The organism is Thalassospira sp. UBA848 (genome assembly GCF_002295455.1).
Lineage (GTDB): Bacteria > Pseudomonadota > Alphaproteobacteria > Rhodospirillales > Thalassospiraceae > Thalassospira.
This window is the reverse complement of the sequence record NZ_DBGS01000133.1, coordinates 1-24312: the sequence shown is the minus strand read 5'-3', so window position 1 is coordinate 24312 and position 24312 is coordinate 1. Positions and strand designations below refer to the sequence as shown.

The following is a 24312-nucleotide window of genomic DNA, read 5'->3' as shown; positions in this document are numbered from 1 at the left end:
CGCTGCCGACTTGGGAGGGAATTCGTTTAGACCCGAACGGAGGCCCATGAATGTCCAGTTCTATGGATTTCGCGCCTGGCGACCCGGCCCTGATGCTGACCGTACTGCGCAGCGCAGAGGCAAATCTTGATCGCAGCATGCTGCTGCGCCGTGTCTTGTCCCTTTTCTGTACCGATGATTACGGCAATCAGGTTGCCATTGAAGATAATCCTGATCTGCACCGCCGTATTGATAATGCCATTGCCCACCTCAAACTGGCCGGACTGATCCGCATGACGGCTGGCGACGAATTGTCGATTACCTCGCTTGGAACCGCCATGATGATGGCATACCCGATGGGCATTGATGACGGTGTGCTGTGCTCTCTTCCTGCTTTCCGCAACAGCATTTATGAAACCCATGCCCCTGTAGTGCAGGAACGCCATCTGCCGAACTCGGCCTATGGTTCCGGTTTCTCGGCCGGTATCGAAGCTCACCGCCTGACCGAAAACCCTTATCCGTCCGACTCCCGCGACTTTGAAGACTGGTTGATGGGCTGGGACGAGGCCCTTGATCAGGCCAAACGCGAAGCGGAAACGCTGGTGAACTGATCCCCGTTCTGCCATTCGGCACAACGGTCAAAGACATGCGACCGGCACCTGAAACGTCATCGTGGGGTGCTGTGATTTGAAGACCCGGCATCGCCGGTATTGCCGTGCCAACCTGCGCAACGGCCAAAGCCTGCCCGTTCGATCCGCGACGATGGCAACAAGCCAGTGTCACTGCGCATCAGAACCGGCAGCGGCTTTTTGCCCCCTGATCCCAAAACTGTGAAATTTCAGAACCACAGACGCCTCGTCATGCGCTCAGACATCTGTCGCATCTAGACGGAACCATTTTGAAAGGGATGACTATTTAGCGACCGGGACGTCAGCTGTCCGAGGCCTCATCCGCGCCGAAAATCGGGACCACATTGTCACCCGCGCTCTTGGACGGTGTTTTTTCGCCCTTGGTGGACTTGCTGGATTTGCTGGAAGTCTGCGCGTCGTCATCTGCAACATCCGTACGCTTGTGACCATCAAGCTGTTTGTCGGCATTCTTGCGTTCATGATCGTCAAGTGTGCGCTCGCCGCGCGTTCGGCCATGCAAGGCACGGTTTTGATCGGCCTTGCGTGCCTTGTCATCGCGTTGCTTTCGTTTGCGTACCTGACGCAGATTGACGAGATCGCCCATATCACATCACTTCTGTTTATCTGCCTGCCGGGTGCTGACAGAGCCGGCCAGCGCCCACCCAAAAAAAGCCCACCGAAATAAAAAACGGGTGCTTCGATATCCCGAAGCACCCGCTAGCCGTTCTTAAAATCCGTTTATGTCCGACCGGACTTAGCGCACGAAGACGTGCACCTCGTTGGCCGAGACAGATGCGCTTGTGGCATCAGAAGCACGCACGCGTGAACTTGGCATGCCCATATCGGTCAGCGACCGAAGAACTGCCTGCGCGTTGCGCTTGGATTTGTTGGCGTTCAGCGCAACCTGCGCCGGGGTACCACGATTCGGCGTTACCGCAACAACGTCAAAGCTTGCCTGCGGGCGACGTTCCAGAACGCGGTTAACCGCGTTGTAAAGCGCCTGTTCGTATTTCACGCTGGCCGTATCGAAACGAATGACAACAAGCGGACGGTCGCTTGGTGCTGCTGCCATGCGCTGACCGCTTGATGCCGGTGCAGCCTGCGACTGGAAGACACGTTTGGAAAGTGAGTCCCCGAAGATCTCACCATTCTTGACGGCCAGTGCCAGCGCATTGAGGTTTGCACGCTCGGTGCTGACATAAGACGTCTGACGCGCAAGGCTTTCGCTGATTTCATTGAGAAGACGGTCAATCAGCACTGTCGTGCGGTTGGTTTCGTCTTCAAGCAGGGCCAGTTGACGGTGATCTTCGTCAACAGCACCGGAAACCTGATAGGCCGAACGAACCGACTCAAGCAGGAAGGTCGACAGCGTGCTGTCGGCAGCAACCTTGTTGGCCAGCGAGTTCAGCGCGGCAATATCGTCGTTCACACGATCAAGCTCGCCCTGTGCGGTGTTCCACTGCTGCACCAGAACCGGGTTACCCGGCGTGGTGCCGACCTGCAGACGGGCACTGATCGCGGCAACCGTGCCGTGATAGGCCTGCGAGTGCGCGACGGTCTGTCCACGCAGCTGCTGCAGTTCGTTGCTGTGCTGGTTCAACGCAGATTTGAGACGGTTCAGCTCTTGCTGCATGTTCTCGACTTTGGAACCGACAAAGGTTCCGGTCTGAGACACACCCGTCAGCGGCTCTGTGCTTGCAGCGACATCATAATTGGTGATGGCATCGGCGCCAGCCGGCTGCGAAGCAACGACGTTTTCCTGCGTCGTTTCCTCTTCTCCGGCAAGTGTCGGCCAAAGGGCCTCAGAAGAAAAAGAACATCCCCCCAGCATAAGGGCGGTGCCGATTACGGCGAGGTAGGTTTTACGAACGGCCATTTCGATCTATTACCTAAGTAGAAATATGCGAATCTCCCTGGGCCTGCTTTTTTATCTAGGTGAAACAAGCCCCTGCTCCCCCGGGATTGAATGCATCTTAGTCTACGACCACTTATGGAACAAGACGCATTTGCCCCTTTTTTGCCGAGTCTTGTCCTTATTCACTGCAAACTGGACAAAGCCGGGCAAAACAGGGCCGTAGCAGTCAGGCAAACCGCGCCTTACGAAAAAATGGCAAAAATTCAAATTTACCACTTGCAATGATACCCTCGTTTGCATAAGTTCCGCTCCGCCGACGGGGAGCAGCACTAAGCGAACCGCCGGAAAACAAGGCAAAGCGCCCGTAGCTCAGCTGGATAGAGCATTTGACTACGAATCAAAAGGCCGGGAGTTCGAATCTTCCCGGGCGCGCCATTGAAAGGCTCGACGTTAGCGCGTCGAGCCTTTGCCTTTTATACAAGCTAAAAAGCGCCCGTAGCTCAGCTGGATAGAGCATCTGACTACGAATCAGAAGGCCGGAGGTTCGAATCCTTCCGGGCGCGCCAGTCAAAGGCCCGACGTCAACGCGTCGGGCCTTTGTTTCATTTGGGGCAATCTGTCGTCTTATCCCTTGCGCACAGCATTCAGGAACGTCGAAACCGACTGTTCAAGCGATCCGCTGTCAGATTGCAGATTGGTTGCCGAACCGCGCACATCCTGCGAAACGCCTCCGACTTCCTCAATCGACTGCGCCACATCCCCGATGCTGCTTGCAAAGGTCTGAACACCCTCGGATGCCTTGCCTGCACTATTGGCAATTTCGCGTGTTGCTGCGCTTTGCTCCTCGACCGCCGAGGCAATCGTCGTTGAAATCCCCTCGACACGTCCGACAACTTCATCAATGCGCGTGATCGTTTCCACCGCACCCGTCACAGAGCTCTGAATGACGCTGATCTGATCGGAAATTTCATCCGTGGCCTTGGAAGTCTGGTTTGCAAGGCTTTTGACTTCGTTTGCAACAACCGCAAAGCCCTTGCCCGCGTCACCGGCGCGTGCGGCCTCAATGGTCGCATTCAACGCCAGAAGATTGGTTTGCTCGGCAATATCCTGAATGATGGTGACAACCTCGCCAATCTGGCGGGCCTTGCCATCAAGATCACTGATATTGGCCGTCGCTGTTCCGGCTTCTTGCGCAGCCTCACGGGCGACATCGGCCGCCATCGAGACCTGCTGACCGATTTCCTCGATCGAGGCCAGCAACTCTTCGGCGGCGGATGCCACAACCTGAACATTCTCGCTGGCCTGATCTGCACCGCCGGTGGCTTCTGCCATCCGGGAACGTGCAGTTTCGACAAGATGCCCCATGCGCTCGGTAATCTCGCCAAGCGCAGCAGCGGCCGAACTGACGGATGCCACCGCCTGGCCGGAACTGGCTTCAAAATCGTCGGCAACCTTGATCATGGCCTGCTTGCGGTTTTGTTCGGCACGTTTTTCGGCTTCTTCCGCCTCGTCTTCAAGTTCCTTTGCCCGGATGGCCTTGTCGCGGAAGTTTTCAAGGGCGGCGGCCATCTTGCCCATTTCATTGCCCTGCCCGACATGGGGAATTTCCGCCTTAAGGTCACCGTCGGCCATCTTGCCCATCACGGCTGCCAAATTCAGGATCGGCCGCGCCTGAAGCTTGCCGACCATCAGCGCAGCCGCAATCGCGGCAACCAGAACGATCAAACCGATGATGATGGCTTCACGGGCGGCACTGTTCGCACTGGCCAGAACCGCATCACTTGGCACTGCCCCGATAATCGTCCACACCTGCGGGGCACGGCCAAATTGCACGGGCAATGCAACGACATAGTTTTCCACCCCGTCAAGTTCGGCCGTCACGAAACCTTCCGTGCGGGCTTGTTCAAGCAGCTCAGCCGTGACGCCGGTGTCTTCCAGACTTGCGGCAAGCAAAGCCGGATCCGGATGGGCAACAACGGACCCGGTATCGGTCACAAGCCATACTTTGCCAACGCCAAACGGCTTTTCCTCTGCCACGCGACTTTGAAGTGCGCCAAGTTCAAGATCGACACCTGAAACCGCAATCACCTTGCCATCCACAATGACCGGCGCTGTCGCAGAGGTCATGACGACCTCGCTGTCGTCGGCCAGCGTCTCGACATAGGGTTCAAGTACGGCTGGAAGCTTGGTGGTTTCAGACACCATATAAAAGTCTTCGCCGAAATCGCCGGTTGCGTCGTAGTCAGCATCCGTGTCCATGACGATATCGCTGCCATCACGCACCCAATAGGGTGTGTAAATCCCTGCGGCATCACCGCCAGATTTTCCGATCCAGTCGGCATCAGAACCGCCCAGAACGTTCGGGCGCGCCAGCGTCCAGGTACCAAACCAGCTTTCGTGATCAACAAGGGATTCCCGCAAGGCCTGGCTAAGCACTTCGCGCCCGTCACTGCTGCCAGATGTTTTGCCATTGCGTGCAACCGCGGCTGTCATATCGGAGAAACCGGAACTCGCGGTAAGGGCCGTTTCAACAACCTCGGACATATCATTGGCAGCGGTTCGGATTTCGCTGCGCATCTGGGAAATACCGCCACTGCGCGCCGCATCAAATGCACGGCTCGACGATTGGGCGATCACAATCACCAGTGCCAGCGCAACAACGACCGCCGAAAACAGCGCAATTTTTGCACCAAGTGCAAGATTGTTCATCAGTCCCCCTTCTCATCTGCACCAGAACAGCACGTTCCAAAGGCAGACAAACCAACGGATTAACCTGGCAGAATTGCCGCCGCAGAAGACAAGCGGCCTGTTACCCGAAGTTAGAGTGCCTGAATATTTGAACCATTTCAAATGTTTGGAGCCGTTTTCGTTCCTGATGGACGAACAGCACAATGCAGATGGTCGTGGTTTGGAAACGAAAAAAGCCCGGCGCGTGTATGCACCGGGCTTCGCTGGTCGAAATTCCGAGTTCATTACATGCCAGGCATGATCACCGTATCAATCACGTGAATAACACCGTTGTCGGTTTCGATGTCGGCAGTCACCACGCTGGCTTCATCGACCATGACACCATTCGTGGCATCCACATCGATGCTATCGCCCTGAACGCTTGCGACCATCATTTCCTTGCCGACAATATCACCCGACATGACTTTGCCCGGAACAACGTGATAGGTCAGGATAGATACGAGCTGATCCTTGTTTTCCGGTTTCAGCAGGTCTTCGACAGTTCCGGCAGGCAGTTTTGCAAACGCCTCGTCGGTCGGGGCAAATACGGTAAACGGACCGTCACCCTTCAAGGTATCAACAAGCCCTGCGGCCTTTACAGCAGTGACAAGCGTGTTGAATGAACCTGCGGCAACGGCGGTATCAACGATGTCAGCTGCCTTGGCAGACATCGCACCAAAGGTAAGGCTGGCAGCGGTAGCAACGGCAATGAGAGATGTTTTGATCGCAGACATGGTCCTGTTCTCCTGTTAACCAACGTTTGTTTCCAACGTCGAATTTTCGCTGTCACAGGAAGGCATACGCCCCATCATCACACACCAGTTCAATCATATGATTGTGATGACACACACCCCATCCAATCACCTTTGGGCAACGTACTGACCCTTTCGTGCGCGCCCAACACACGACAAAATCACTGTACCTTGCATCGCCCGGTGCTATGGTCACGTGATAACAAGGGCACTGCCCCAAACGGGAGAACCTCCTAGAACGGAGCGCACCACATGAACGCCAACACCCGGATCACCATTTCCTGCAACGACCGCGTCGGTTTGATTTCAGATATCACCGGACGGCTGTTTGATATTGGGACCAATCTTGGCCCGACGTCCTTTTCTCTTGAAGGCAACCGGGCGCACTTCGAAACCAGTTGCGAGCTCCCCGAAGACTGCCCGATTGCTGAATGCGAAACCGGCCTTCGGGAACTGGCACTGGAAAATGCCGATATCACGGTCGAAGCCATCGCCGCTGCACCGGAACTGACCACAGCACCGGGCGCAACCCATCTGATTGAATGTTCGGGGATTGACCAGCCGGGCCTGATTGCGCGCCTGTCAGAAATCTTTATCGAATATAACGCCAACATCGTGCGTCTGGCCGCATCGGCAACCGATGAAAAAGATGCACGGATCTACACGCTGCGCTTTGCGGTTGCCATTCCGCCTGAACGGTCTGCCAACTGCCTGGCAACGCTTGCCAATACAGCGGGATCCATGCGCCTCGTCTTCAAGTTTGACGAGCTCTGAGACCCGCTAGATCACAACACGGTTTCGACCCGACTGTTTCGCCCGATAAAGTTTCTGGTCGGCACTTTTCAGCACCGCCCAGGGGTCGGTGGTGTCTTCGTCGCGTTCGCACACACCGACCGAAATGGTGACGGATACAGGTTTGGATTTCTCGGGCGGGGTGATCTTGTTATCTGCAATGCGTTGGCGCAGGGCATCAAGCGGCTCCTGGGCCCGTTCTGCGGTCCGCCCGGCAAACAGCACGGCAAATTCTTCGCCGCCATAACGGTATGCCTTGCCACCCCCGCCGACACGCGCAAGCTCACGCGCGACCTTTTTTAAAACGATATCTCCAACATCATGACCATAGGTGTCGTTGAACTTCTTGAAGTGATCAACATCAAGCATCGCGATCGCATATTGATTGCCAAGTTCCGCCATCGCATGACCAAGGGCACGCCGCCCCGGCAACCCGGTCAGATCATCAACGAATGCCATCCGCCAGGCTTCCTGCGCCAGCCCCGCCAGAACCACACCAGTCGCAGCAAGATATCCATATTGAATGACACCGGCCCCCATCACGGTTGCCACATCAATCGCAATGATCGCCGCCGCAAAGCTGGTTTCAAGCGGCTTGTGGCGGATCAAAAGCAGGACCACCGCAATAGCTGAAATGATCATCGCCGGATGGGGCATCGCCCCAAGCACACCTGTGCTGGCAAAGAACCGTGTCTCAAGAACGCGATAAAGGGCGGAACCAACATCGGGCTGCCCGGCCAGCATCAGCATGACAAAGATCTGCAATCCCAGAATCAGCATTCGGGCAATACCACGCGGGTTCAAAACACCCCGTTCTGCAGTAAAGCCCAGAAATAGAAGGTTCAACGGAACCAGATAAAGTGTCGCGATCTGAAGAAACGCCAGCCCCTCGGCCGAAATGCCCGCCCCATTGCCAACCAGAAGCCAATAGCAAATCAGCAACAAAGCCATGACAAAAACCGCACGCCCGCGGTTAAACCACCACCCGATCACCCCGCCCAGCAATGCCAGCAAGAACGGGCCATATCGTACCAGACCCGCAAGTTCCGCAGGCACCAGCGTCGGTGAAACGGCCAGCACCAGACACGCACCCAGAATAAGCGCGGGTGCCAGACCGGCAGAAACAACGATGGAATAAACGCGACGCATGGGCCGTTTGATACTACCTGCTGATAGGGTCTCCGGGACGCATACCGGGCCGCAAACCCGATAACGTCGGTAATCTAACGACAGTCGTGTTAAGGGGCTATTGCTTTATCCGGCTTATCTCGAGTTTTTCTTAACTAGAGCCTGCTCTGGGTCCTCTGCGCCGAAAGCACTAGAAGGATAAGCGTATTTGGGCTTGCCAGAATTCGCATCCGCACCATAGATTACCCACAGGATTACTGCGACGCACAATGATCGCAGGCCACATAACTGTCACGGCGGCCACGGTACGATCCCGAAAACGGGACGCAAGAATACGCCACATGCCTCGCGCGATGATCGATTGATGATCCATCGCCTGCGACGCACTGATTGAAATGACAGGTTCTGGAGAAACGTTACCATGAGCTTCACCACACCGACCCCGGCCCCGGCACGTCTGAACCGGTCCGAGCTTGCCGTTCCCGGCAGTCGCATCGAACTGTTTGAAAAGGCCGCGAAATCCAAGGCCGATGCCATTTTCCTTGATCTGGAAGACGCCGTTGCGCCCAGTGACAAGGAACAGGCGCGCAAAAACATCATCGAGGCCATCAACGATATCGACTGGGGCGACAAGGTCCTGTCGGTGCGCATCAACGGTCTTGATACCCATTACATGTACCGTGACGTCGTCGATGTTCTTGAACAGGCCGGTGACCGGCTTGACCTGATCATGATCCCCAAGGTCGGAACCGCTGCCGACGTCTATGCGCTTGATATGATGGCAACCCAGATCGAAACGGCCAAGGGCCGCAAAAAGCGCATCGGGTTCGAGCTGATCATTGAAACCGCCCTTGGCATGCAAAACATCCATGAAATTGCCGCAGGCTCCCCGCGCAATGAAAGCCTGCATTTCGGTGTCGCCGATTACGCCGCCTCGACCAAGGCCATGACAACCGGCATTGGCGGCCCGAACCCGCATTATGGCGTCCTGACCGACAAGGATGGCGACAATCCGCGCGATTACCACTGGGGTGACATGTGGCACTATGCCATTGCGCGCATGGTGGTTGCGGCGCGCGCCAATGGCCTGCGTCCGATTGATGGTCCATTTGGTGATTTTTCCGATCCGGATGGCTATCGCGCACAGGCGGCCCGCGCCATGGTACTGGGCTGCGAGGGCAAATGGGCCATTCACCCAAGCCAGATCGCCCTGTCGAACGAGGTTTACTCGCCTTCCGAAGAAGAAGTCACCAAAGCCAAGCGCATCCTTGAAGCGATGGAAAAGGCCCAAGCCGAAGGGGCCGGTGCCGTGGCCCTTGATGGTCGTCTGATTGATATCGCATCCATCAAACAGGCCGAAGTCATGGTCCGCCAGGCCGAAGCCATCGCCGCACGCGACGCGGGTTAGGCATAGAACGCCAACAAAATTAAGAAGGGCCGGAGATGAACTCTCCGGCCCTTTTTTCTAGGACGCAAGCCGCCTTGTTTGCCGGACCTGCCCGCGAAGGATTTCCTGGGGATCGCCTTCACGCACCAGATGCATGCTGATGCCATCTGAACCACCACCGAGTTCCGGCTTCAGGCGCTGATTACCATCATAGTGCCCCCCATTCTGAGCGCGATACGGGATCGGATCATCGACAAACAGACGCGCAAGGCGCCCCTTGAACGCGGTCTTCACTTCTGTCCACCCGTCCTCATCCATGCGATCGGCGCTATAAACGGGAAATGGCGGCATGACATCCATACCGGGATAGAAAAGCGCGCCGTGCTGGATCGGCCACAACACATCATCGATGCTGCCATTAACGCCACGGTCACTGTAATGCGGCAAATGTCCGCCAATCGGCACAATCAACATCGCGCGACGCCCGGCAAGGGTGCCCTCGCCATAGCGATCGCCCCAGTGTTTCTCGTTATGTTCGCCAACTCCATACGCAAAGCCATAGGCAAACACCCGATCAAACCAGCCTTTCAGGATGGCGGGCATGCCAAACCACCACAGTGGAAAGCTGAACAAAACCGCATCCGCCCACAGAAGTTTGTCCTGCTCGGCTGCAATGTCTGGTGACTGGCTTCCACTGCGATAGGCATTCTTTGACTCGGCGATATAAATCAGCCGTTCCGCGTCACTGCGGTCAGTAAAATCCTGCCCGTCTGCAAGGGGTTTCCACCCCATGGCATACAGATCAGAAACCTTTACGGCATGGCCGTCAGCACGCAGTTTCTCAACGGCAACATCCTTTAATGCGCTGGTCAGGGATGCGGGTTCGGGATGGGCATGGACAATCAAGACATTCGACATTGGGCCGTCCTTTCCAAAGGGGATCACGTTCGATGCGTGATCATGGCCTGATGTTCTGCTATCCTTGAAATCCAATAATTTTTGATCTGGTATAAATATGACAGATATCAGCAAGCTTGACCTGAACCTGCTGGTGACACTCGACACGCTGCTGGCCGAACGCAATGTCACGCATGCGGCAAGGCGCCTGAACCTCAGCCAGCCGGCGATTTCAACACGGCTGACGCGCCTGCGTGATTTGCTGGGCGATCCGCTATTGTTGCCTGCACAGCGCGGCATGATCCCGACCGAACGCGCACTTGAACTGCAGGAACCGCTGCATAACGCACTGGAAGGTGTGCGCCGGGTTGTTGCCGAAAACAGCCCGTTTGATCCATCAACAATCACCGCCACCATCGCCATTGCCGCCAGTGATTATGTGCAATACGCGATCCTGATACCGCTTCTTGACGTGTTGCGGCGTGATGCGCCGGGGATCAAGGTCGCGTGGCGCACGATTGATACGTCCATGCTTGATACCCAGATGGCGCGCGGCGATGTCAGCTTGGCACTTTCAACCCCTGAAACAGCGCCAGAAACGCTTCGGATGCGTAAAATCTATCGCGAGGAATATGTCGCCATCGCCAGATGCGATCATCCGGCAATCGGCCGTTCGCTTGACCTCGACAGCTTTTGTGCGCTTGACCATGTGATTGTATCCCCCGAAGGCGGCGGCTTTGAGGGGCCAGCGGATGATGCCCTGGCGGCACTTGGTCGCAAACGCAATGTTGCCCTGTCTGCGCCGGGTTTTCTTGTCGTCCCCGAAATCGTCGCGCGCAGCGATATGATCGCCCTTGTGCCCAGCCGGGTTGCACAGGGCCGCACCGGACAAATCCGGATGTTCGATCCCCCGATGCCTGTCACGGGTTTTGACATGGCCCTGATCTGGCATGACCGCACCACCACCCATCCCCTGCATCGCTGGCTCCGGGATCGGATCTCCGCATTGATCGCAAACGCGTCCGCCGATTAACCAGCATATCGCGCAAATAAAAAAGGCCGACCCGCGACATTCACGCGGATCGGCCCGGTAGTCAGATGCCTGTCATCAACAGGCGCTGTGATCAGTCGGCAATACCGTCAAAGGTGATCTTGCCAATAGCCTTGCCACTTTCCAGCAACGCATGCGCTTTCTGCAGGCTTTCCGGTGACAACGCGCCAAAGCTCTCATTCGCGGTATTGGTGATGGTTCCGTCATCAACCAACTGAGCCACCGCCGCCAGAAGCTTGTGCTGTTCAATCATGTCCGCCGTCTGGAACATCGAACGGGTAAACATGAACTCGTAAGAGAAGCTGGCAGACTTGGCTTTCAAAAGATCCACATTGTGGTTTTCCTTGGCCTCGGTGATCGTCACGATCCGGCCTTGCGGCGCGATGACGGTGGTCATCACATCAAAGTACTGATCGGTTTCCGACGTGCAGAAAATGTAATCGACATTGGCAACATCAATGGCTGCCAGTTCTTCATCCAGCGGATTGCGATGGTTGATCACCTGGTCTGCGCCAAGCTTTTCCACCCATGCAACAGTTTCCGGGCGGGATGCGGTCGTGATGACTTTCAGACCGGCAAGCTTGGCCAACTGAATGGCGATGGAACCAACACCACCGGCCCCGCCAATGATCAGGATCGTTTTTTCCGCGTTGGAATCAACTGCGGTGCGATCAATCAAAAGACGATCAAACATCGCTTCCCACGCCGTAATCGTCGTCAGCGGCAACGCTGCGGCAGCGGCAAAATCAAGTGACTTTGGCTTGGGCGCGACAATGCGTTCATCAACAACTTGCAGCTGGGCGTTGGAACCCGACCGGGTCACATCCCCGGCATACCAGACTTCATCACCCGGACGAAACAGCGTGACGTCCTCGCCAACAGCCTCGACCACACCGGCCGCATCCCAGCCAAGCACCTTGAAGGCACCGTCATCCTGCTTGCCCTTGCGGACTTTGAAATCGACCGGATTGACCGCAACACCCTTTACCCGAACAAGGATATCGCGCCCTTCGGCAACAGGGGCATCGGTTTCGATCTGGGTAAACAGCCCGTCGGTTTCGACCGGGGCGGATTTATAAACTCCAATGGCTTTCATCTTTGGCCTTCCCTCTCGTCAAAGGTTTGATTTGTGAATGGCCAAGTTTTAACGCATAATCACCACCAATATAAGTACGCACAATTTTTGCATATAGTGTCAATTTGTATACTATTGTGGATTTCCAACGCTTGCAGAAGCACTACCTGCCCCAATCCTTGGTGACATGGAGGTTGAAATGACGATCTGCCCACCCAACAGAAGCCCCGGCTGCCCGGTTGAAGGTGCGCTTGACCTGATTGGCGGAAAGTGGAAAGGCGTTGTGATGTTCCATCTGCTAGATGGCAAAAAACGCTTTAACGAGCTGCGCCGCTTGATGCCCGGTGTGACCCAGCGCATGCTGACCCGCCAGCTCCGCGAACTTGAGGCCGACGGTCTTGTGCATCGTGAAGTTTACGCCGAAGTCCCGCCGCGCGTTGAATACAGTCTGACCCAAAAGGGTGAAACACTGCGTGGCATTATTCTGGCCTTGAAGGATTGGGGCGAAACCCACGTGCCTTATTATGCCATGTCAAAACACCCGATGCCCGACATTGAACCCGCATGAACACGCTGTGAATGAACACGTCCCGCCTTGATCCCCGGGGCTTTTGGCCCGGTGTGATCTGGTTACTGGACGGCACGGGCGTCAATGTGCAAACTGTTGTTATTAAACATGGCATGCGACGCTGGTTATTTTACATAAACGGAAAATATGGGCTGCGTATCGGTCGACCCTTGACGTAGCGGGTCGATATACTATGTTCCGCCCCATTGTTTCCCAGTCGGATATGATGCACTGATGCATAACTTCCTCGATTTTGAAAAACCGATCGCCGAACTTGAAGGCAAGATCGAAGAGCTCCGTCACCTGACGGGCAATGACGAAGTCAACATCGCAGACGAGGTTTCCCGCCTGCAGGAAAAGCTGACAAAGCTTTTGCAGGGCACCTATGGCAAGCTGACCCCCTGGCAGAAAACCCAGGTGGCGCGCCATCCGGATCGTCCGCATTTCACCGACTATATCGCCAACCTGTTTGACGATTTCACCCCGCTTGCCGGCGACCGCCAGTTTGGCGAAGACGCCGCAATCATCGGTGGTTTTGGTCGTTTGCAGGGCCGCACGGTGATGGTCATTGGTCATGAAAAAGGCCGCGACACCGAAACCCGCGTGAAACACAATTTCGGTTCCGCCCGCCCGGAAGGCTATCGCAAGGCGATCCGCCTGATGCGCATGGCCGAACGTTTCAATATTCCGGTTGTGACCCTTGTTGATACGGCCGGCGCCTTCCCGGGTGCCGACGCAGAGGCACGTGGCCAGTCCGAAGCCATCGCGCGGTCGATCGAAGCCTGCCTTGATATCAAGGTGCCGCTGGTATCCGTGATCATCGGTGAAGGCGGATCGGGCGGTGCGATTGCACTTGCCGTTGCCAACAACGTTCTGATGCTCGAAAACTCGATCTATTCGGTGATTTCGCCAGAAGGCTGCGCATCAATCCTTTGGCGTTCCGGCGACGAAGCCAAAACTGCGGCCGAGGCGCTCCGTCTTACCGCACAGGATCTTTTGCAGCTTGGCGTCATTGACGAAATCGTGCCCGAGCCACTTGGCGGCGCACAGCGCGATGCCAAGGAAGCCTGCAAACGGGTTGGCAATGCGATCATCAAGGCGCTTGAAGGCATGGATGACGTCGAAGGTGGCGTGCTGAAGGCGCGCCGTCGCGACAAGTTCCTTGAAATGGGCCGCAAGGGCCTGAACTGATTTTCCATTCAGGGCGCAGATGATTGTCAATGAATCTGCGCCCTGTTGTTATTTTCCGGCGCAGTCTTTCCGTCGGCTATATCCGGCACAATGAAGCGCCCTTTTCCGACCTTGTCGGGAGGCACCATGAACTTTCTTCGCCGGATTGTTGAATCCAGTCGCTTTCAAAATTTCATCACCGCCGTCATCGCGATCAATGCCATCATACTCGGGCTTGAAACATCCCCGACTGTGATGAACGCGATGGGCTCGACCTTGCACGTCCTTGACCAACTGGCGGTCGCGATCTTCGTGATCGAGCTCCTGATGAAACTTGCCGTCTATCGGCTGGCATTTTTCAAACGCGCCTGGAACATCTTTGATTTCACGATTGTTGCCATCACCCTGATGCCAGCGGGCCAGGGGGTATCGGTCCTGCGTGCGCTGCGTATCCTGCGTGCCTTCCGCCTGATTTCCACCGTCCCCTCGATGCGCAAGGTGGTCGAGGCATTGATGCGTGCCATCCCCGGGATGATTTCAGTTCTGACATTGCTGTCACTGGTGTTTTACGTCTCGGCCGTGATGGCGACCAAACTGTTCGGCGAAGGCTTCCCCGACTGGTTTGGCACTATTGGCGAATCACTTTATTCGCTGTTCCAGATCATGACGCTGGAAAGCTGGTCGATGGGCATTGTCCGGCCGGTGATGGAGTCTTATCCGCTAGCGTGGCTTTTCTTCGTGCCGTTTATCCTGATAACGACCTTTGCGGTACTGAACCTGTTTATCGCAATTGTGGTTGATGCGATGTCGACGCATGTCGATGTCGAGGAAACCCAGACACGCGATGTAATCCAGCTGGATCACCAGGAAATTATGACCGAACTCCGCACTCTTCGCGCAGAAATGAGCAAACTGACCAGCGCCGAGAATCGCGAAATTCAAAATGCTTCGTCAGACGAAAAACAGTCGTCCGAGACGCCCTGAATACACGGTCAGGACGGGCCATCCGGTAAAAATCGGAACTTTCCTTGCAAAAGGGGGTGGTTAAACGCCCCGAACCTCGTCTAATCTTTCGACAAAATATCGGGAGATCGGGGAATGAAACTTACGTTTGCGGGGACAGGCTCGGCCTTTTGTATGGCCGCCGACAATTTTCAGAGCAACATGGTTCTGGAAACGACCCCGTCTGGCGAAGACCGGCCGCAGCGCCTGTTGATTGACTGTGGTTCAGATGCACGCCATTCGCTGCGCAATCTTGGTTTCATGCCAAACGATTTTGATGGCGTCTATATCAGCCATCTGCATTCCGATCATATCGGGGGTCTGGAATGGATGGCCCTTGCCAATTACTTCGTCTTTGACGGTCACCGAACACAACTGTTTGCAGCCAGGGAATTGCTTGATCCGCTTTGGGAACATTCGCTGCGCGGCGGGCTGGAAACCAGCGACCATGGCAACAGCAAACTGTCCTCCTATTTCGATGTCGTTCCTTTGACGCCCAAAGACGGTTTTGACTGGAAAGGCATGCATTTTGATGTCATTCCCACCCCGCATGTCGTAACACCCGAAAACACGATGTATTCCTTTGCCCTGTTCGGAACAGGGACAGAAAAGTCTTTCTTCCTGACGACAGATGCGATTTTCAATCCCAAGGATCATATGGCGTTTTACAAAAAGGCCGATATCATCTTCCAGGATTGTGAATTGGGCCCCCGCCATTCGGGTGTACATGCCCATTACGACGAGCTGATAACCCTGCCCGATGACGTGAAGGCAAAGATGTGGCTGTATCACTATCAGGCGTATGACAAGCCTGACGCGGTGGCAGATGGTTTTTGCGGATTCATTGACCCGGAACAAAGTTTTGATCTTGGTTGATCTGACATCTGGCGCATAATCTGCACACGATGGGGTCCTGCCCCTGCCCAAACAATAAATCGAGCAAACGGAACAAAAATGTTCCAGATTCACAAAACGGGACGTGCGAATGCCAAAATCGGTTTTTGCCTATATATGGCGTCATAGCCGCCTCCAGCAGATCATTCTGACAGTGATCACGCTGGCCTCTTTCCCGTTCCTGTATTACTCGCTCGATCTGCCCAAACAGATTGTCAACGAAGCCATCGGCGGTGCCGGTGCGCCTTATCACCTTATGGGCGTTGACCTGACCCAGATCGAATACCTGTTCGCCCTTTCAGGGGTTTTTCTGGCCCTTGTCTTCGTCAATGGCGGGTTCAAGTATTTCATCAACGTCTATCGCGGGGTAATGGCCGAACGGCTGTTACGGCGCCTGCGCTATCTGTTGTTTGATCGTGTCTTGCGGTTTCCGGTACCGCATTTCCGCAAAACCAGTCAGGGCGAAATAGTTTCCATGATCACCGCCGAAGCCGAACCGCTTGGCGGTTTCTTTGGCGAGGCGATTTCTCTGCCGCTTTATCAGGGCGGCATCCTGATCACGATTTCTGCCTTTATCTTTATTCAGGACCCGTTAATGGGGTTGGCGGCAGTCGCGTTCTATCCGCTGCAGGGCTACCTGATCCCGAAACTGCAAAAACGCGTCAATCTGCTGGGCAAACAGCGCGTGCAGAACGTGCGCCGCATGTCCGAACATATCGGCGAGACCGTTGGCGGCGCGACCGATATCCGCGCCAACGAAACACAGGGTTTTGAACTCACCCATTTCACCCAGCGTCTGGGTCGAATTTTTGAGATCCGCAAGGAAATCTATTACCGAAAGTTCTTCATCAAGTTCCTCAACAACTTCATCGCCCAGATCACGCCGTTCTTCTTCTACTCCATCGGCGGCTATCTGGTTATTACCGGTGATCTGAGCTTTGGTGCACTGGTCGCAGCTCTTGCCGCCTACAAGGACATGTCTGCGCCGTGGAAGGAACTTCTGGCTTACTACCAGCGCCTTGCCGACGCACGGATCAAATACGAACAGCTTCACGAACAGTTCGAACTCAACGATTTGGGTCCCGAACATCAGCTTGACGCCCAAACATCCGAACCGCTTGGCGGCCCGCTGGATGTCAGCGCACTGTCCTGGACCGATGATGACGGAACGCGGGTGGTTGAAAATGTGTCCTTTAACATGCCGCTTCCGGGCAAGGCGCTTTTGATCGGCTCGTCAGACAGCGGCAAATCGCAACTCGCAAGACTTCTGGCGCGTATCCTTGATCCCAGCGGCGGACGCATCCAGTTTGCCGATGTCGATGCCACAAAACTGCCTGCGGCAATCGTTGGACAACGGCTGGCCTATGTCGGGGCGGATGCCTATCTGTTTAATGGCACCATTTCAGACAACCTTTTCTATGGCCTGAAACATCGTCCGGTCCTGCTGCAACAGGATAACGACAACCCTGCCCCAAAAGATGCCAAAAAGGAAAATGCCGTCGCCACAACCAACGCGACGCCTGATGTGAAAAAATCCGTCCCCGATCCCAAGTTTGTTGATGTGATCGAACTTTCCGATCCCGCCGAACTGCCGTGGAAACTGACCCGCGAGATGTATGACGAGATCAAGATGTCGGGCAACATCCCCTATGATCCGTCTGCCGAGTGGATTGATTATGTTGGGCCGGGCTTTGCATCGCGTGACGAACTGCAAAAGGAACTGATGCGCCTGCTGGAGGTTGTCGGTCTTGATCGTGACATCTACCGCATCGGTCTTTCCCGCCGGATCACCCCGGAAGAACGCCCGCAACTGGTCGAATCGGTTCTGGCAGTTCGGCCACGGCTCAAGGAAATTTTGGCCGAACGGCAATTGTCCGACCTTGTCGAACCCTATGACTTTGAAAAGTACAATGACAACGCGCCCGTTGGCGTGAACATCATGTTCGGGACGCCATCGCGCACCGAGTTCAAGCGCTTTGACTTCCTGTCGCATCCCTATATCCAGAAAAGCCTGCGCGAAAACGGCCTTTACGACAAAATGGTCAAGATGGGGCGTGAAACCCTTGATCTGATGATCGAACTGTTTACCGGCCTGCCCCCCGGCCATGAGTTCTTTGACCGTTACAGCTTTGTCTCGGCCGATGAAATTCCCGAAGTCAAAAACATCCTGCGCCGGACCGATGGGGTGGCTGTTGATGACATGCGCAAGGAAGACCAGCTGCATCTTCTTGATGTTGCCATGCATCTGACCCCGGCCCGCCACCGCCTGCGCGTGATTGATGATGGTTTCCGTGAACTTGTCCTGCAGGCCCGGCCCAAAGTCCGCGCCAACCTGCCTGACGAACTGGCTGGCTATATCGACTTCTTCGAGGCGGATGGCTACGCATCAGCCGCACCGATCCTTGATAACTTGCTGTTTGGTCGCTTCGCCTATGGCCGTGCAAATTCCGAAGAACGTGTTGGCGAAGTCCTGTTTGAAATCGCCCACGAAGGCGGTCTTTACGAAGGCCTGGTTGCGCTCGGCCTTGAAAGTCAGGTCGGGGTTGGTGGCAGCCGCATGTCCCAGACATTGCGTCAGAAAATCGCCCTTGTCCGGGCCTTGATCAAGAACCCGGATCTTCTGGTCGTCGACGAAGGCCTTTCTGCCCTGGATCGCGAAACCCGCGAAAGCATCATCAACTACCTTACCGGCGAAACCGACCATACCAGTCTGATCTGGGTTGATGATGACGATCACGCCGGTGAAAAGTTCGACACATTGCTGCACATGTCGAACGGCAAACTGGTCAAACGCCGAAACATTGCGGACGCCACCGAAACAACCACCGAAGACGCCGAAGACGATGCCGCGGCACTGGCAAGTGGCGACATCGATCAGGAAGTCAGGTTGCTGCGCACCATACCGCTCTTTGCCGGTCTCGACCCCAGCGTCGTCAAGCTGCTGGCCTTTACCAGTCCGCGCCTGACCTTCAAACATGGCGAGGTTCTCGTCAAACAGGGGGATCCGGGCGATGCAGCCTTTATCGTCATTTCCGGGCGTGGTGAGATCTGGTTGACCACCGATGAACACCAGACCCTGAAACTGCGTGATGTCCATCCCAAGGAAGTCATTGGTGAAATCGCCCTGTTGGTTGACGCGCCGCGCTCTGCCACGATCCGTGCGGTCGAGGACATGACGGTTCTCAAACTCGACAAGGCCGAATTCCTTGGCCTCGTCCGACAGGACCAGGCTGTCTCCAACCAGTTGATCCGCGTGCTGGCCGAACGCCTTGATCAAACCACCAAACAGCTGACCAACCGCAACAACAACAGCAACAACAAGGAATGACGGGGCAACGTGACCTGTCATTCCTGCCTTGTTTGAACCGACTTTTATGAATTGCGTCCCATGAACAAGATCGCCTCTATCCTGCTTGCCGGACTGCTTGCCATTGTCATTCTGGGTGGCTTCATCGCCCTTGTCGGCGGAAGTGTCGTGGGCGCGATTGTCTTTGTCATCGGCATCCCGGTCGCCTTCCCGATGACGACCAGTGTGGTGGTCTTGTTTTTCACAGTCATCATCATCCGCACCGTCATCGAAAAACGTCGCCAGAAGCGCGAAATGCGGAAATATATAGATCGCTCAGAAGATTGATTTTCTGCGCTTTTTGACCTCTGGCAGAAAAAACATTCCGATTTTGCCACCTCGTGCCAAAAAAAACGCATTAAATGGCATGGAGTTCGGTCACCTCCTCTGACCGCCTGTTGATACCTTCCTTTCAGTTCAATGACACGCTTCGCGCAAACCGCGCCAAGCCACAGTCGCCCCAACGGAAGGAGGCCAACCATGACGGCACAATCAAAGGAACAACGCTGCGTATCGCTCAGCCAGCTTTCCGATCTGCGTTTGCTGCGCGAACATGCCTACATTGATGGCCGCTGGTGTTCGGCTGATAATCTTCAGGTGATCGAAGTCACCAACCCGTTCGATGGCAGCTTCATCGGCACGGTTCCGAACATGGGCGTTTTGGAAACCCGCAAGGCTATTGCAAGCGCCAAGGAAGCCTTCCCGGCCTGGGCAGCCCTTCTGCCACAGGAACGTTCTTCTGCATTGCGGCGCTGGCATGATCTTCTGATTGAAAACAAGGAAGATCTGGCCCTTCTGATGACCCTTGAGCAGGGCAAGCCAATCAACGAGGCACGCGGCGAGATCGATTACGCTGCGAGCTTTGTCGAATTTTATGCCGAAGAAGCCAAACGGGTGAATGTCGAAAACGTCACATCCCACCTGCCTGGTCGCAACATGTCGATCAAACGCGAACCGATTGGTGTTACCGCCGCAGTCACGCCGTGGAACTTCCCCTGCGCGATGATCACGCGCAAGGCCGCCGCGGCCCTGGCAGCCGGTTGCACCATGATCGTACGTCCGGCAACCGAAACACCGTTCTCGGCCACCGCACTGGCTGAACTGGCCGAACGTGCTGGCATCCCGGCCGGCGTGTTTAACATCGTAACCGGTGACCCGAACCCGGTCGTGGGCGAGCTTTGCGGCCATCACGATGTTCGCGCGCTGTCCTTTACCGGCTCGACCGAGGTTGGCCGTCTCCTGCTGTCTCAGGGCGCACAGACAGTCAAGAAAATGTCGATGGAACTGGGTGGTCATGCGCCGTTCATCGTCTTTGATGACGTCGATCTCGACGAGGCCGTTGCCCATGCGGTGAATGCCAAATTCGCCACCAGTGGTCAGGATTGCCTGGCGGCCAACCGTATCTTCGTTCAGCAAGGCATCTATGACGACTTCCTTGATAAGTATGCCAAGGCCATCGCAGAATTGCGGGTCGGTAACGGCATCGAGGAATATGTCGAAATCGGTCCGCTGATGCATGACCGCGCCGTTGCCAAATGCGAAGACCACGTCACAGACGCCCGCATCAAAGGCGCACGCGTCCTGACAGGTGGCAAGAAGATGGGCGGGCTTTTCTATGCCCCGACACTGCTTGCCGATGTCACCGACGAGATGAAAATCTATCGCGAAGAAACATTCGGCCCGGTTGCTCCGGTCATGGCGTTTGAAACCGAAGAAGAAGTCATCGCCAAGGCCAATGACAGCGAATATGGCCTTGCCGCCTATCTGATGACCAGTGACCACGACCGCGCTGCACGCGTTTCGAACGCACTTGAATACGGCATGGTTGCGCTGAACTGCGTGAAGATCACCGGCGCGCCGGTTCCGTTTGGCGGCGTCAAGCAATCCGGCCTCGGTCGCGAAGGTTCGCGCCATGGCCTCGAAGAATTTACCGAACTGAAATACGTCTGCGCTGCCTACAAATCGTAACGCGCGCACGGGCATCAACGCATTCACATGGGAGAAGTAAAATGAATGTCATCAAAAACACCACTGCTGATCTGCAGGAAATGGATCGGGCGCATTTCATGCACCCCTCGACCCACATGCGTCAGCACGCAGCGGGTGAAACCCCCAACCGCATCATCAATGGCGGCAAGGGCATCTATATCCACGACACCGAAGGCCGCGAAAGCCTTGATGCGTTCGCCGGTCTGTATTGTGTAAACGTTGGTTACGGCCGCACCGAAATTGCCGATGCGATCTATGCGCAGGCAAAGGAACTGGCCTATTACCACACCTATGTCGGACACGGGAACGAGCCGGTCATCCGTCTGTCGGACCGTATTATCAAAAGCGCGCCCGAAGGCATGCAGCGCGTCTATTACGGCATGTCCGGTTCGGATGCGAACGAAACCAACATCAAGCTGATCTGGTACTACAACAACATCCGCGGCCTGCCGCAAAAGAAGAAAATCATCTCGCGTTGGCGTGGCTATCATGGCTCGGGCATCATGACCGGCAGCCTGACCGGCCTTGCTGCCTTCCACAATGCATTTGATCTTCCGCGTGCGCCCATTCTGCACACCACCTGCCCGCACCATTACTGGAATGCAGAGGCTGGCGAAACCGAAGCAGAATTTGCCAAACGTTGTGCCGATGATCTGGAAAAAATGATCCTGCGCGAAGGTCCGGAAACCGTTGCGGCCTTCATCGGCGAGCCGGTCATGGGCACGGGCGGCATCATCACCCCGCCGGAAGGCTATTGGGAAGCCATCCAGGCTGTTCTGAACAAGTATGATGTTCTGCTGGTTGCCGACGAAGTCGTGACCGCCTTTGGCCGTACCGGCTCCTATTTCGGCTCCTTGCACTATGGCATCAAGCCGGACCTGATCACGATTGCCAAGGGCGTCTCATCGGGCTACCTGCCGCTGTCGGGTGTGATCATTGGTGAACGCGTCTGGAAAGTTCTTGAACAGGGTTCCGATCAGATGGGTCCGATCGGCCATGGCTGGACCTATTCCGCCCATCCGGTCTGCGCGGCTGCGGCCAACGCGAACCTGGATATCGTCGATGGTGAAAACCTGACGGGCAACTCGGCGGAAACCGGTGGCTACTTCCAGCAGCGCATGCATGAAACCTTTGACAACCACCCGCTGGTTGGCGAAGCCCGTGGCGTTGGTCTGATGGCCGCGCTCGAGTTTGTCGCAGACAAAACCAAGAAGGAACGCTTCGATCCGAATGCGAAAATCGGTCCGCGCGTTTCGGCTGCCTGCCTTGAACGTGGCATGATCGCACGTGCCATGCCGCACGGGGACATCCTTGGCTTTGCACCGCCGCTTTGCATCACCAAAGCCGAAGTCGACAAAGTCATCGACATCGCCAAGCAGGCTGTTGATGCGGTTGCTGACGAAGTTGCTGCTGGCAAATAAGCCGGTTAACCATCACTAATTTCCGCCACGTCAAACCTTCTTCCCGGCGTGGCGGATTACAGCAGGGGCCGGGCCCATGACCGGCCCCTGTTTTTATGTGAGCACGCAAAAGGCCCACCGGTCAGCAGGTGGTCTCAAACTTGCCACCGGTGCCTTTTTTCGACGAGACCGTACAATTGCCCGTCACGCTGCCCGATGCATTGCGGATTTGAAGTTTGATTTCGGCATTTCCACCACCTTTGGCCGGCCACCAGATCGAACCTGCGCTGTCAGAACCAGACAGGTTCAAATACGGCGCAGAATCCGGGTTGCTGACCCCAGCAACGATGTCGTCATTGTCAGAATTGCTCAGCGCATCTTGTACGGTAACCGCTGCCGCGTCCGGCGATTTCTCGGCCAGTTCGGTTTCAGATATCGGTACACCATTGGGATTGCGAACTTCAGCCTTTGGCGAGGTCACAACCGAGCCAAGCAACATCAACCCAAACATAATCGCCGGGAAGAGAACGTCGCGAACACCCAAAAGCAGGTTGAACATATTCACAGCCAAATCCTTTCACGTCAGTTTCATCACCTCAGTCCGATCCTCGGACAGGGCACGCATCAGACGCGGGAGGCTTGATGTTGTGAGCATCACCGGGATGCAGAGACACCTAATTTCCGAACAAACAAAAACCCCCGCAAGCATCGCATGCGGGGGTTTTGTGAAATCCCGTTACGTCGGGAAATACTGATTACATTTCAGTGCCGAACTCTTCACGCAGCGAATTCAGAACTTCTTCGGTATCGCCACCGACTTCCTCGACAAGGCTTGCGCCAATGCCTTTGGAAGCTTCCTTGAAGACTTCGCGCTGTTCTTCATTCAGGCGGATGACTTCGATTTCCGGCTTGGCTTCCTTGATGCGGGCCAGTGCCTCGTCATTTGCCTTTTTCTGGGCGTCATAGATGAAGTCGTCCAGTTCGGCCTTCACTTCAGCCAGCATCTCTTTGCGTTCATCGGACAGACCTTCATAGAACGCCGCATTGGATACCACTGTGGTGGTGTACTGCTGCTGACCGGCATAGATCAGATAGTCGGTCACTTCGTAGAATTTCGCGCTTTCAACGAAGAAGATCGGGTTAACCTGCGCGTCAATCACGCTGGTCTGAAGACCGGAATAAACTTCACCCCACGGAAGGGCAACCGGATCGGAACCAAACGACTTATAGGTTTCGATCAGGATCGGCGAGGTCATCACGCGGAACTTGACACCATCGAAATCAGCCGGCTCTTCGACCGGTTTCTTGGTGGTCCAGACCATCTCGCCTTCCGGGTACATGGTGTAAAGCTTCAAGCCCTTGGACTCGAAGTCCTTGGACAGGCCTTCGTAAATGGTCGGGCTGGATGACAGGACCTTCTTGTTCACCTCGTTATCCTGCGACAGCAGGTAGGGAACACCAAAGACCTGGATTTCCGGGACAAAGGTACCAAGGTGACCAGGGGACGCGTTGGAGAACTGGACAGCACCGGCTGCGGTCAGCTCGGTAATGTCGTTCTCGGTGCCCAGCTGGCCATAGGTGTAGATGGTCACGTTAACGTCGCCATCGGTCTTTTCCTCGACCAGGCGCTTGAATTCCTGTGCATACAGGTCCTGAACATCACCCGGGCTT

Annotated in this window: 21 protein-coding genes and 2 tRNA genes; 14 read left to right on the top strand and 9 right to left on the bottom strand. The window is 55.6% G+C overall.

Annotated features, from left to right (window positions below; genetic code table 11):
• Nucleotides 1-50: 50 nt before the first annotated feature.
• Entirely contained in the window at nucleotides 51-590 is a 540-nt protein-coding gene (locus B2R48_RS18115) for a hypothetical protein (protein ID WP_249742089.1), read from the top strand.
• A gap of 319 nt (nucleotides 591-909) precedes the next feature.
• Here B2R48_RS18115 and B2R48_RS18110 read toward each other — a convergent pair whose 3' ends face one another.
• Together B2R48_RS18110 and B2R48_RS18105 are read right to left on the bottom strand one after the other, a co-directional pair.
• Complete coding sequence (locus B2R48_RS18110) at nucleotides 910-1212, bottom strand: DUF4169 family protein (protein ID WP_297003241.1); 303 nt, start codon at nucleotides 1210-1212, stop codon at nucleotides 910-912.
• Between the two features lie 150 nt (nucleotides 1213-1362).
• Nucleotides 1363-2484, bottom strand: coding sequence for a hypothetical protein (locus B2R48_RS18105; RefSeq protein WP_062955757.1), 1122 nt, complete (start codon nucleotides 2482-2484; stop codon nucleotides 1363-1365).
• 337 nt (nucleotides 2485-2821) lie between these two features.
• Between B2R48_RS18105 and B2R48_RS18100 the strand changes: the two genes are divergently transcribed.
• Both B2R48_RS18100 and B2R48_RS18095 read left to right on the top strand, forming a co-directional pair.
• A tRNA-Arg gene (locus B2R48_RS18100) sits at nucleotides 2822-2898 on the top strand.
• Nucleotides 2899-2952: 54 nt separating this feature from the next.
• Nucleotides 2953-3029: transfer RNA gene (locus B2R48_RS18095), tRNA-Arg, on the top strand.
• Nucleotides 3030-3087: 58 nt separating this feature from the next.
• Here the strand turns inward: B2R48_RS18095 and B2R48_RS18090 are convergent.
• Nucleotides 3088-5172, bottom strand: a complete 2085-nt coding sequence (locus B2R48_RS18090; RefSeq protein ID WP_297003240.1) for a methyl-accepting chemotaxis protein — start codon at nucleotides 5170-5172, stop codon at nucleotides 3088-3090.
• Between the two features lie 263 nt (nucleotides 5173-5435).
• Entirely contained in the window at nucleotides 5436-5861 is a 426-nt protein-coding gene (locus B2R48_RS18085) for a fasciclin domain-containing protein (protein WP_414716201.1), read from the bottom strand.
• 333 nt (nucleotides 5862-6194) lie between these two features.
• On the opposite strand from B2R48_RS18085, the gene B2R48_RS18080 reads away from it, so the two are divergent.
• Complete coding sequence (locus B2R48_RS18080; RefSeq protein ID WP_062955760.1) at nucleotides 6195-6716, top strand: glycine cleavage system protein R; 522 nt, start codon at nucleotides 6195-6197, stop codon at nucleotides 6714-6716.
• A gap of 6 nt (nucleotides 6717-6722) precedes the next feature.
• On the opposite strand, the gene B2R48_RS18075 is transcribed toward B2R48_RS18080, so the two are convergent.
• Entirely contained in the window at nucleotides 6723-7883 is a 1161-nt protein-coding gene (locus B2R48_RS18075; protein ID WP_297003236.1) for a GGDEF domain-containing protein, read from the bottom strand.
• A gap of 400 nt (nucleotides 7884-8283) precedes the next feature.
• Here B2R48_RS18075 and B2R48_RS18070 point away from each other — a divergent pair, with 400 nt between their 5' ends.
• Nucleotides 8284-9270 carry an HpcH/HpaI aldolase/citrate lyase family protein gene (locus tag B2R48_RS18070; RefSeq protein ID WP_167722529.1) on the top strand — a complete coding sequence of 329 codons (987 nt, stop codon included), beginning with the start codon at nucleotides 8284-8286 and terminating at the stop codon, nucleotides 9268-9270.
• A gap of 57 nt (nucleotides 9271-9327) precedes the next feature.
• On the opposite strand, the gene B2R48_RS18065 is transcribed toward B2R48_RS18070, so the two are convergent.
• Nucleotides 9328-10167 (bottom strand): NAD(P)H-dependent oxidoreductase, encoded by an 840-nt coding sequence (locus B2R48_RS18065; RefSeq protein WP_297003232.1) that lies wholly within the window; start codon nucleotides 10165-10167, stop codon nucleotides 9328-9330.
• A gap of 97 nt (nucleotides 10168-10264) precedes the next feature.
• Here B2R48_RS18065 and B2R48_RS18060 point away from each other — a divergent pair, with 97 nt between their 5' ends.
• Entirely contained in the window at nucleotides 10265-11179 is a 915-nt protein-coding gene (locus tag B2R48_RS18060; protein ID WP_297003231.1) for a LysR family transcriptional regulator, read from the top strand.
• A 91-nt stretch (nucleotides 11180-11270) separates the two neighbouring features.
• Here B2R48_RS18060 and B2R48_RS18055 read toward each other — a convergent pair whose 3' ends face one another.
• Nucleotides 11271-12293, bottom strand: a complete 1023-nt coding sequence (locus B2R48_RS18055; RefSeq protein ID WP_297003229.1) for a zinc-binding alcohol dehydrogenase family protein — start codon at nucleotides 12291-12293, stop codon at nucleotides 11271-11273.
• Between the two features lie 178 nt (nucleotides 12294-12471).
• Here B2R48_RS18055 and B2R48_RS18050 point away from each other — a divergent pair, with 178 nt between their 5' ends.
• The 8 genes from B2R48_RS18050 to B2R48_RS18015 all read left to right on the top strand — a co-directional run bounded on the left by B2R48_RS18050 (nucleotide 12472) and on the right by B2R48_RS18015 (nucleotide 22662).
• A complete protein-coding gene (locus tag B2R48_RS18050; protein ID WP_297003227.1) occupies nucleotides 12472-12840 on the top strand; it encodes a winged helix-turn-helix transcriptional regulator in 369 nt (122 codons plus the stop codon).
• Between the two features lie 234 nt (nucleotides 12841-13074).
• The gene (locus tag B2R48_RS18045; RefSeq protein WP_062955767.1) at nucleotides 13075-14031 is read left to right on the top strand and encodes an acetyl-CoA carboxylase carboxyltransferase subunit alpha; all 957 of its coding nucleotides are present in this window, start codon (nucleotides 13075-13077) and stop codon (nucleotides 14029-14031) included.
• Between the two features lie 126 nt (nucleotides 14032-14157).
• Nucleotides 14158-14994, top strand: coding sequence for an ion transporter (locus B2R48_RS18040; RefSeq protein WP_297003223.1), 837 nt, complete (start codon nucleotides 14158-14160; stop codon nucleotides 14992-14994).
• A gap of 114 nt (nucleotides 14995-15108) precedes the next feature.
• The gene (locus B2R48_RS18035; RefSeq protein WP_297003221.1) at nucleotides 15109-15888 is read left to right on the top strand and encodes an MBL fold metallo-hydrolase; all 780 of its coding nucleotides are present in this window, start codon (nucleotides 15109-15111) and stop codon (nucleotides 15886-15888) included.
• A gap of 109 nt (nucleotides 15889-15997) precedes the next feature.
• Nucleotides 15998-19234 carry an ABC transporter transmembrane domain-containing protein gene (locus B2R48_RS18030; RefSeq protein WP_297003219.1) on the top strand — a complete coding sequence of 1079 codons (3237 nt, stop codon included), beginning with the start codon at nucleotides 15998-16000 and terminating at the stop codon, nucleotides 19232-19234.
• Nucleotides 19235-19294: 60 nt separating this feature from the next.
• Nucleotides 19295-19540 carry a hypothetical protein gene (locus B2R48_RS18025; protein ID WP_062955770.1) on the top strand — a complete coding sequence of 82 codons (246 nt, stop codon included), beginning with the start codon at nucleotides 19295-19297 and terminating at the stop codon, nucleotides 19538-19540.
• A gap of 192 nt (nucleotides 19541-19732) precedes the next feature.
• The gene (locus tag B2R48_RS18020) at nucleotides 19733-21220 is read left to right on the top strand and encodes an NAD-dependent succinate-semialdehyde dehydrogenase (protein WP_213474048.1); all 1488 of its coding nucleotides are present in this window, start codon (nucleotides 19733-19735) and stop codon (nucleotides 21218-21220) included.
• 41 nt (nucleotides 21221-21261) lie between these two features.
• Nucleotides 21262-22662 carry an aspartate aminotransferase family protein gene (locus B2R48_RS18015; protein ID WP_213474049.1) on the top strand — a complete coding sequence of 467 codons (1401 nt, stop codon included), beginning with the start codon at nucleotides 21262-21264 and terminating at the stop codon, nucleotides 22660-22662.
• A gap of 121 nt (nucleotides 22663-22783) precedes the next feature.
• On the opposite strand, the gene B2R48_RS18010 is transcribed toward B2R48_RS18015, so the two are convergent.
• Together B2R48_RS18010 and dctP are read right to left on the bottom strand one after the other, a co-directional pair.
• Complete coding sequence (locus B2R48_RS18010) at nucleotides 22784-23206, bottom strand: hypothetical protein (protein ID WP_297003215.1); 423 nt, start codon at nucleotides 23204-23206, stop codon at nucleotides 22784-22786.
• 190 nt (nucleotides 23207-23396) lie between these two features.
• On the bottom strand, nucleotides 23397-24312 hold a 916-nt coding region (gene dctP, locus B2R48_RS18005), incomplete at its 5' end, for a TRAP transporter substrate-binding protein DctP (protein ID WP_297003213.1).

Bases quoted from the DNA above. Each gene is read 5' to 3' on its own strand.
- B2R48_RS18115 (WP_249742089.1), top strand. From the start codon at position 51: ATGTCCAGTTCTATGGATTTCGCGCCTGGCGACCCGGCCCTGATGCTG.
- B2R48_RS18110 (WP_297003241.1), bottom strand. From the start codon at position 1,212: ATGGGCGATCTCGTCAATCTGCGTCAGGTACGCAAACGAAAGCAACGC.
- B2R48_RS18105 (WP_062955757.1), bottom strand. From the start codon at position 2,484: ATGGCCGTTCGTAAAACCTACCTCGCCGTAATCGGCACCGCCCTTATG.
- B2R48_RS18090 (WP_297003240.1), bottom strand. From the start codon at position 5,172: ATGAACAATCTTGCACTTGGTGCAAAAATTGCGCTGTTTTCGGCGGTC.
- B2R48_RS18085 (WP_414716201.1), bottom strand. From the start codon at position 5,861: ATGTCTGCCAAGGCAGCTGACATCGTTGATACCGCCGTTGCCGCAGGT.
- B2R48_RS18080 (WP_062955760.1), top strand. From the start codon at position 6,195: ATGAACGCCAACACCCGGATCACCATTTCCTGCAACGACCGCGTCGGT.
- B2R48_RS18075 (WP_297003236.1), bottom strand. From the start codon at position 7,883: ATGCGTCGCGTTTATTCCATCGTTGTTTCTGCCGGTCTGGCACCCGCG.
- B2R48_RS18070 (WP_167722529.1), top strand. From the start codon at position 8,284: ATGAGCTTCACCACACCGACCCCGGCCCCGGCACGTCTGAACCGGTCC.
- B2R48_RS18065 (WP_297003232.1), bottom strand. From the start codon at position 10,167: ATGTCGAATGTCTTGATTGTCCATGCCCATCCCGAACCCGCATCCCTG.
- B2R48_RS18060 (WP_297003231.1), top strand. From the start codon at position 10,265: ATGACAGATATCAGCAAGCTTGACCTGAACCTGCTGGTGACACTCGAC.
- B2R48_RS18055 (WP_297003229.1), bottom strand. From the start codon at position 12,293: ATGAAAGCCATTGGAGTTTATAAATCCGCCCCGGTCGAAACCGACGGG.
- B2R48_RS18050 (WP_297003227.1), top strand. From the start codon at position 12,472: ATGACGATCTGCCCACCCAACAGAAGCCCCGGCTGCCCGGTTGAAGGT.
- B2R48_RS18045 (WP_062955767.1), top strand. From the start codon at position 13,075: ATGCATAACTTCCTCGATTTTGAAAAACCGATCGCCGAACTTGAAGGC.
- B2R48_RS18040 (WP_297003223.1), top strand. From the start codon at position 14,158: ATGAACTTTCTTCGCCGGATTGTTGAATCCAGTCGCTTTCAAAATTTC.
- B2R48_RS18035 (WP_297003221.1), top strand. From the start codon at position 15,109: ATGAAACTTACGTTTGCGGGGACAGGCTCGGCCTTTTGTATGGCCGCC.
- B2R48_RS18030 (WP_297003219.1), top strand. From the start codon at position 15,998: ATGCCAAAATCGGTTTTTGCCTATATATGGCGTCATAGCCGCCTCCAG.
- B2R48_RS18025 (WP_062955770.1), top strand. From the start codon at position 19,295: ATGAACAAGATCGCCTCTATCCTGCTTGCCGGACTGCTTGCCATTGTC.
- B2R48_RS18020 (WP_213474048.1), top strand. From the start codon at position 19,733: ATGACGGCACAATCAAAGGAACAACGCTGCGTATCGCTCAGCCAGCTT.
- B2R48_RS18015 (WP_213474049.1), top strand. From the start codon at position 21,262: ATGAATGTCATCAAAAACACCACTGCTGATCTGCAGGAAATGGATCGG.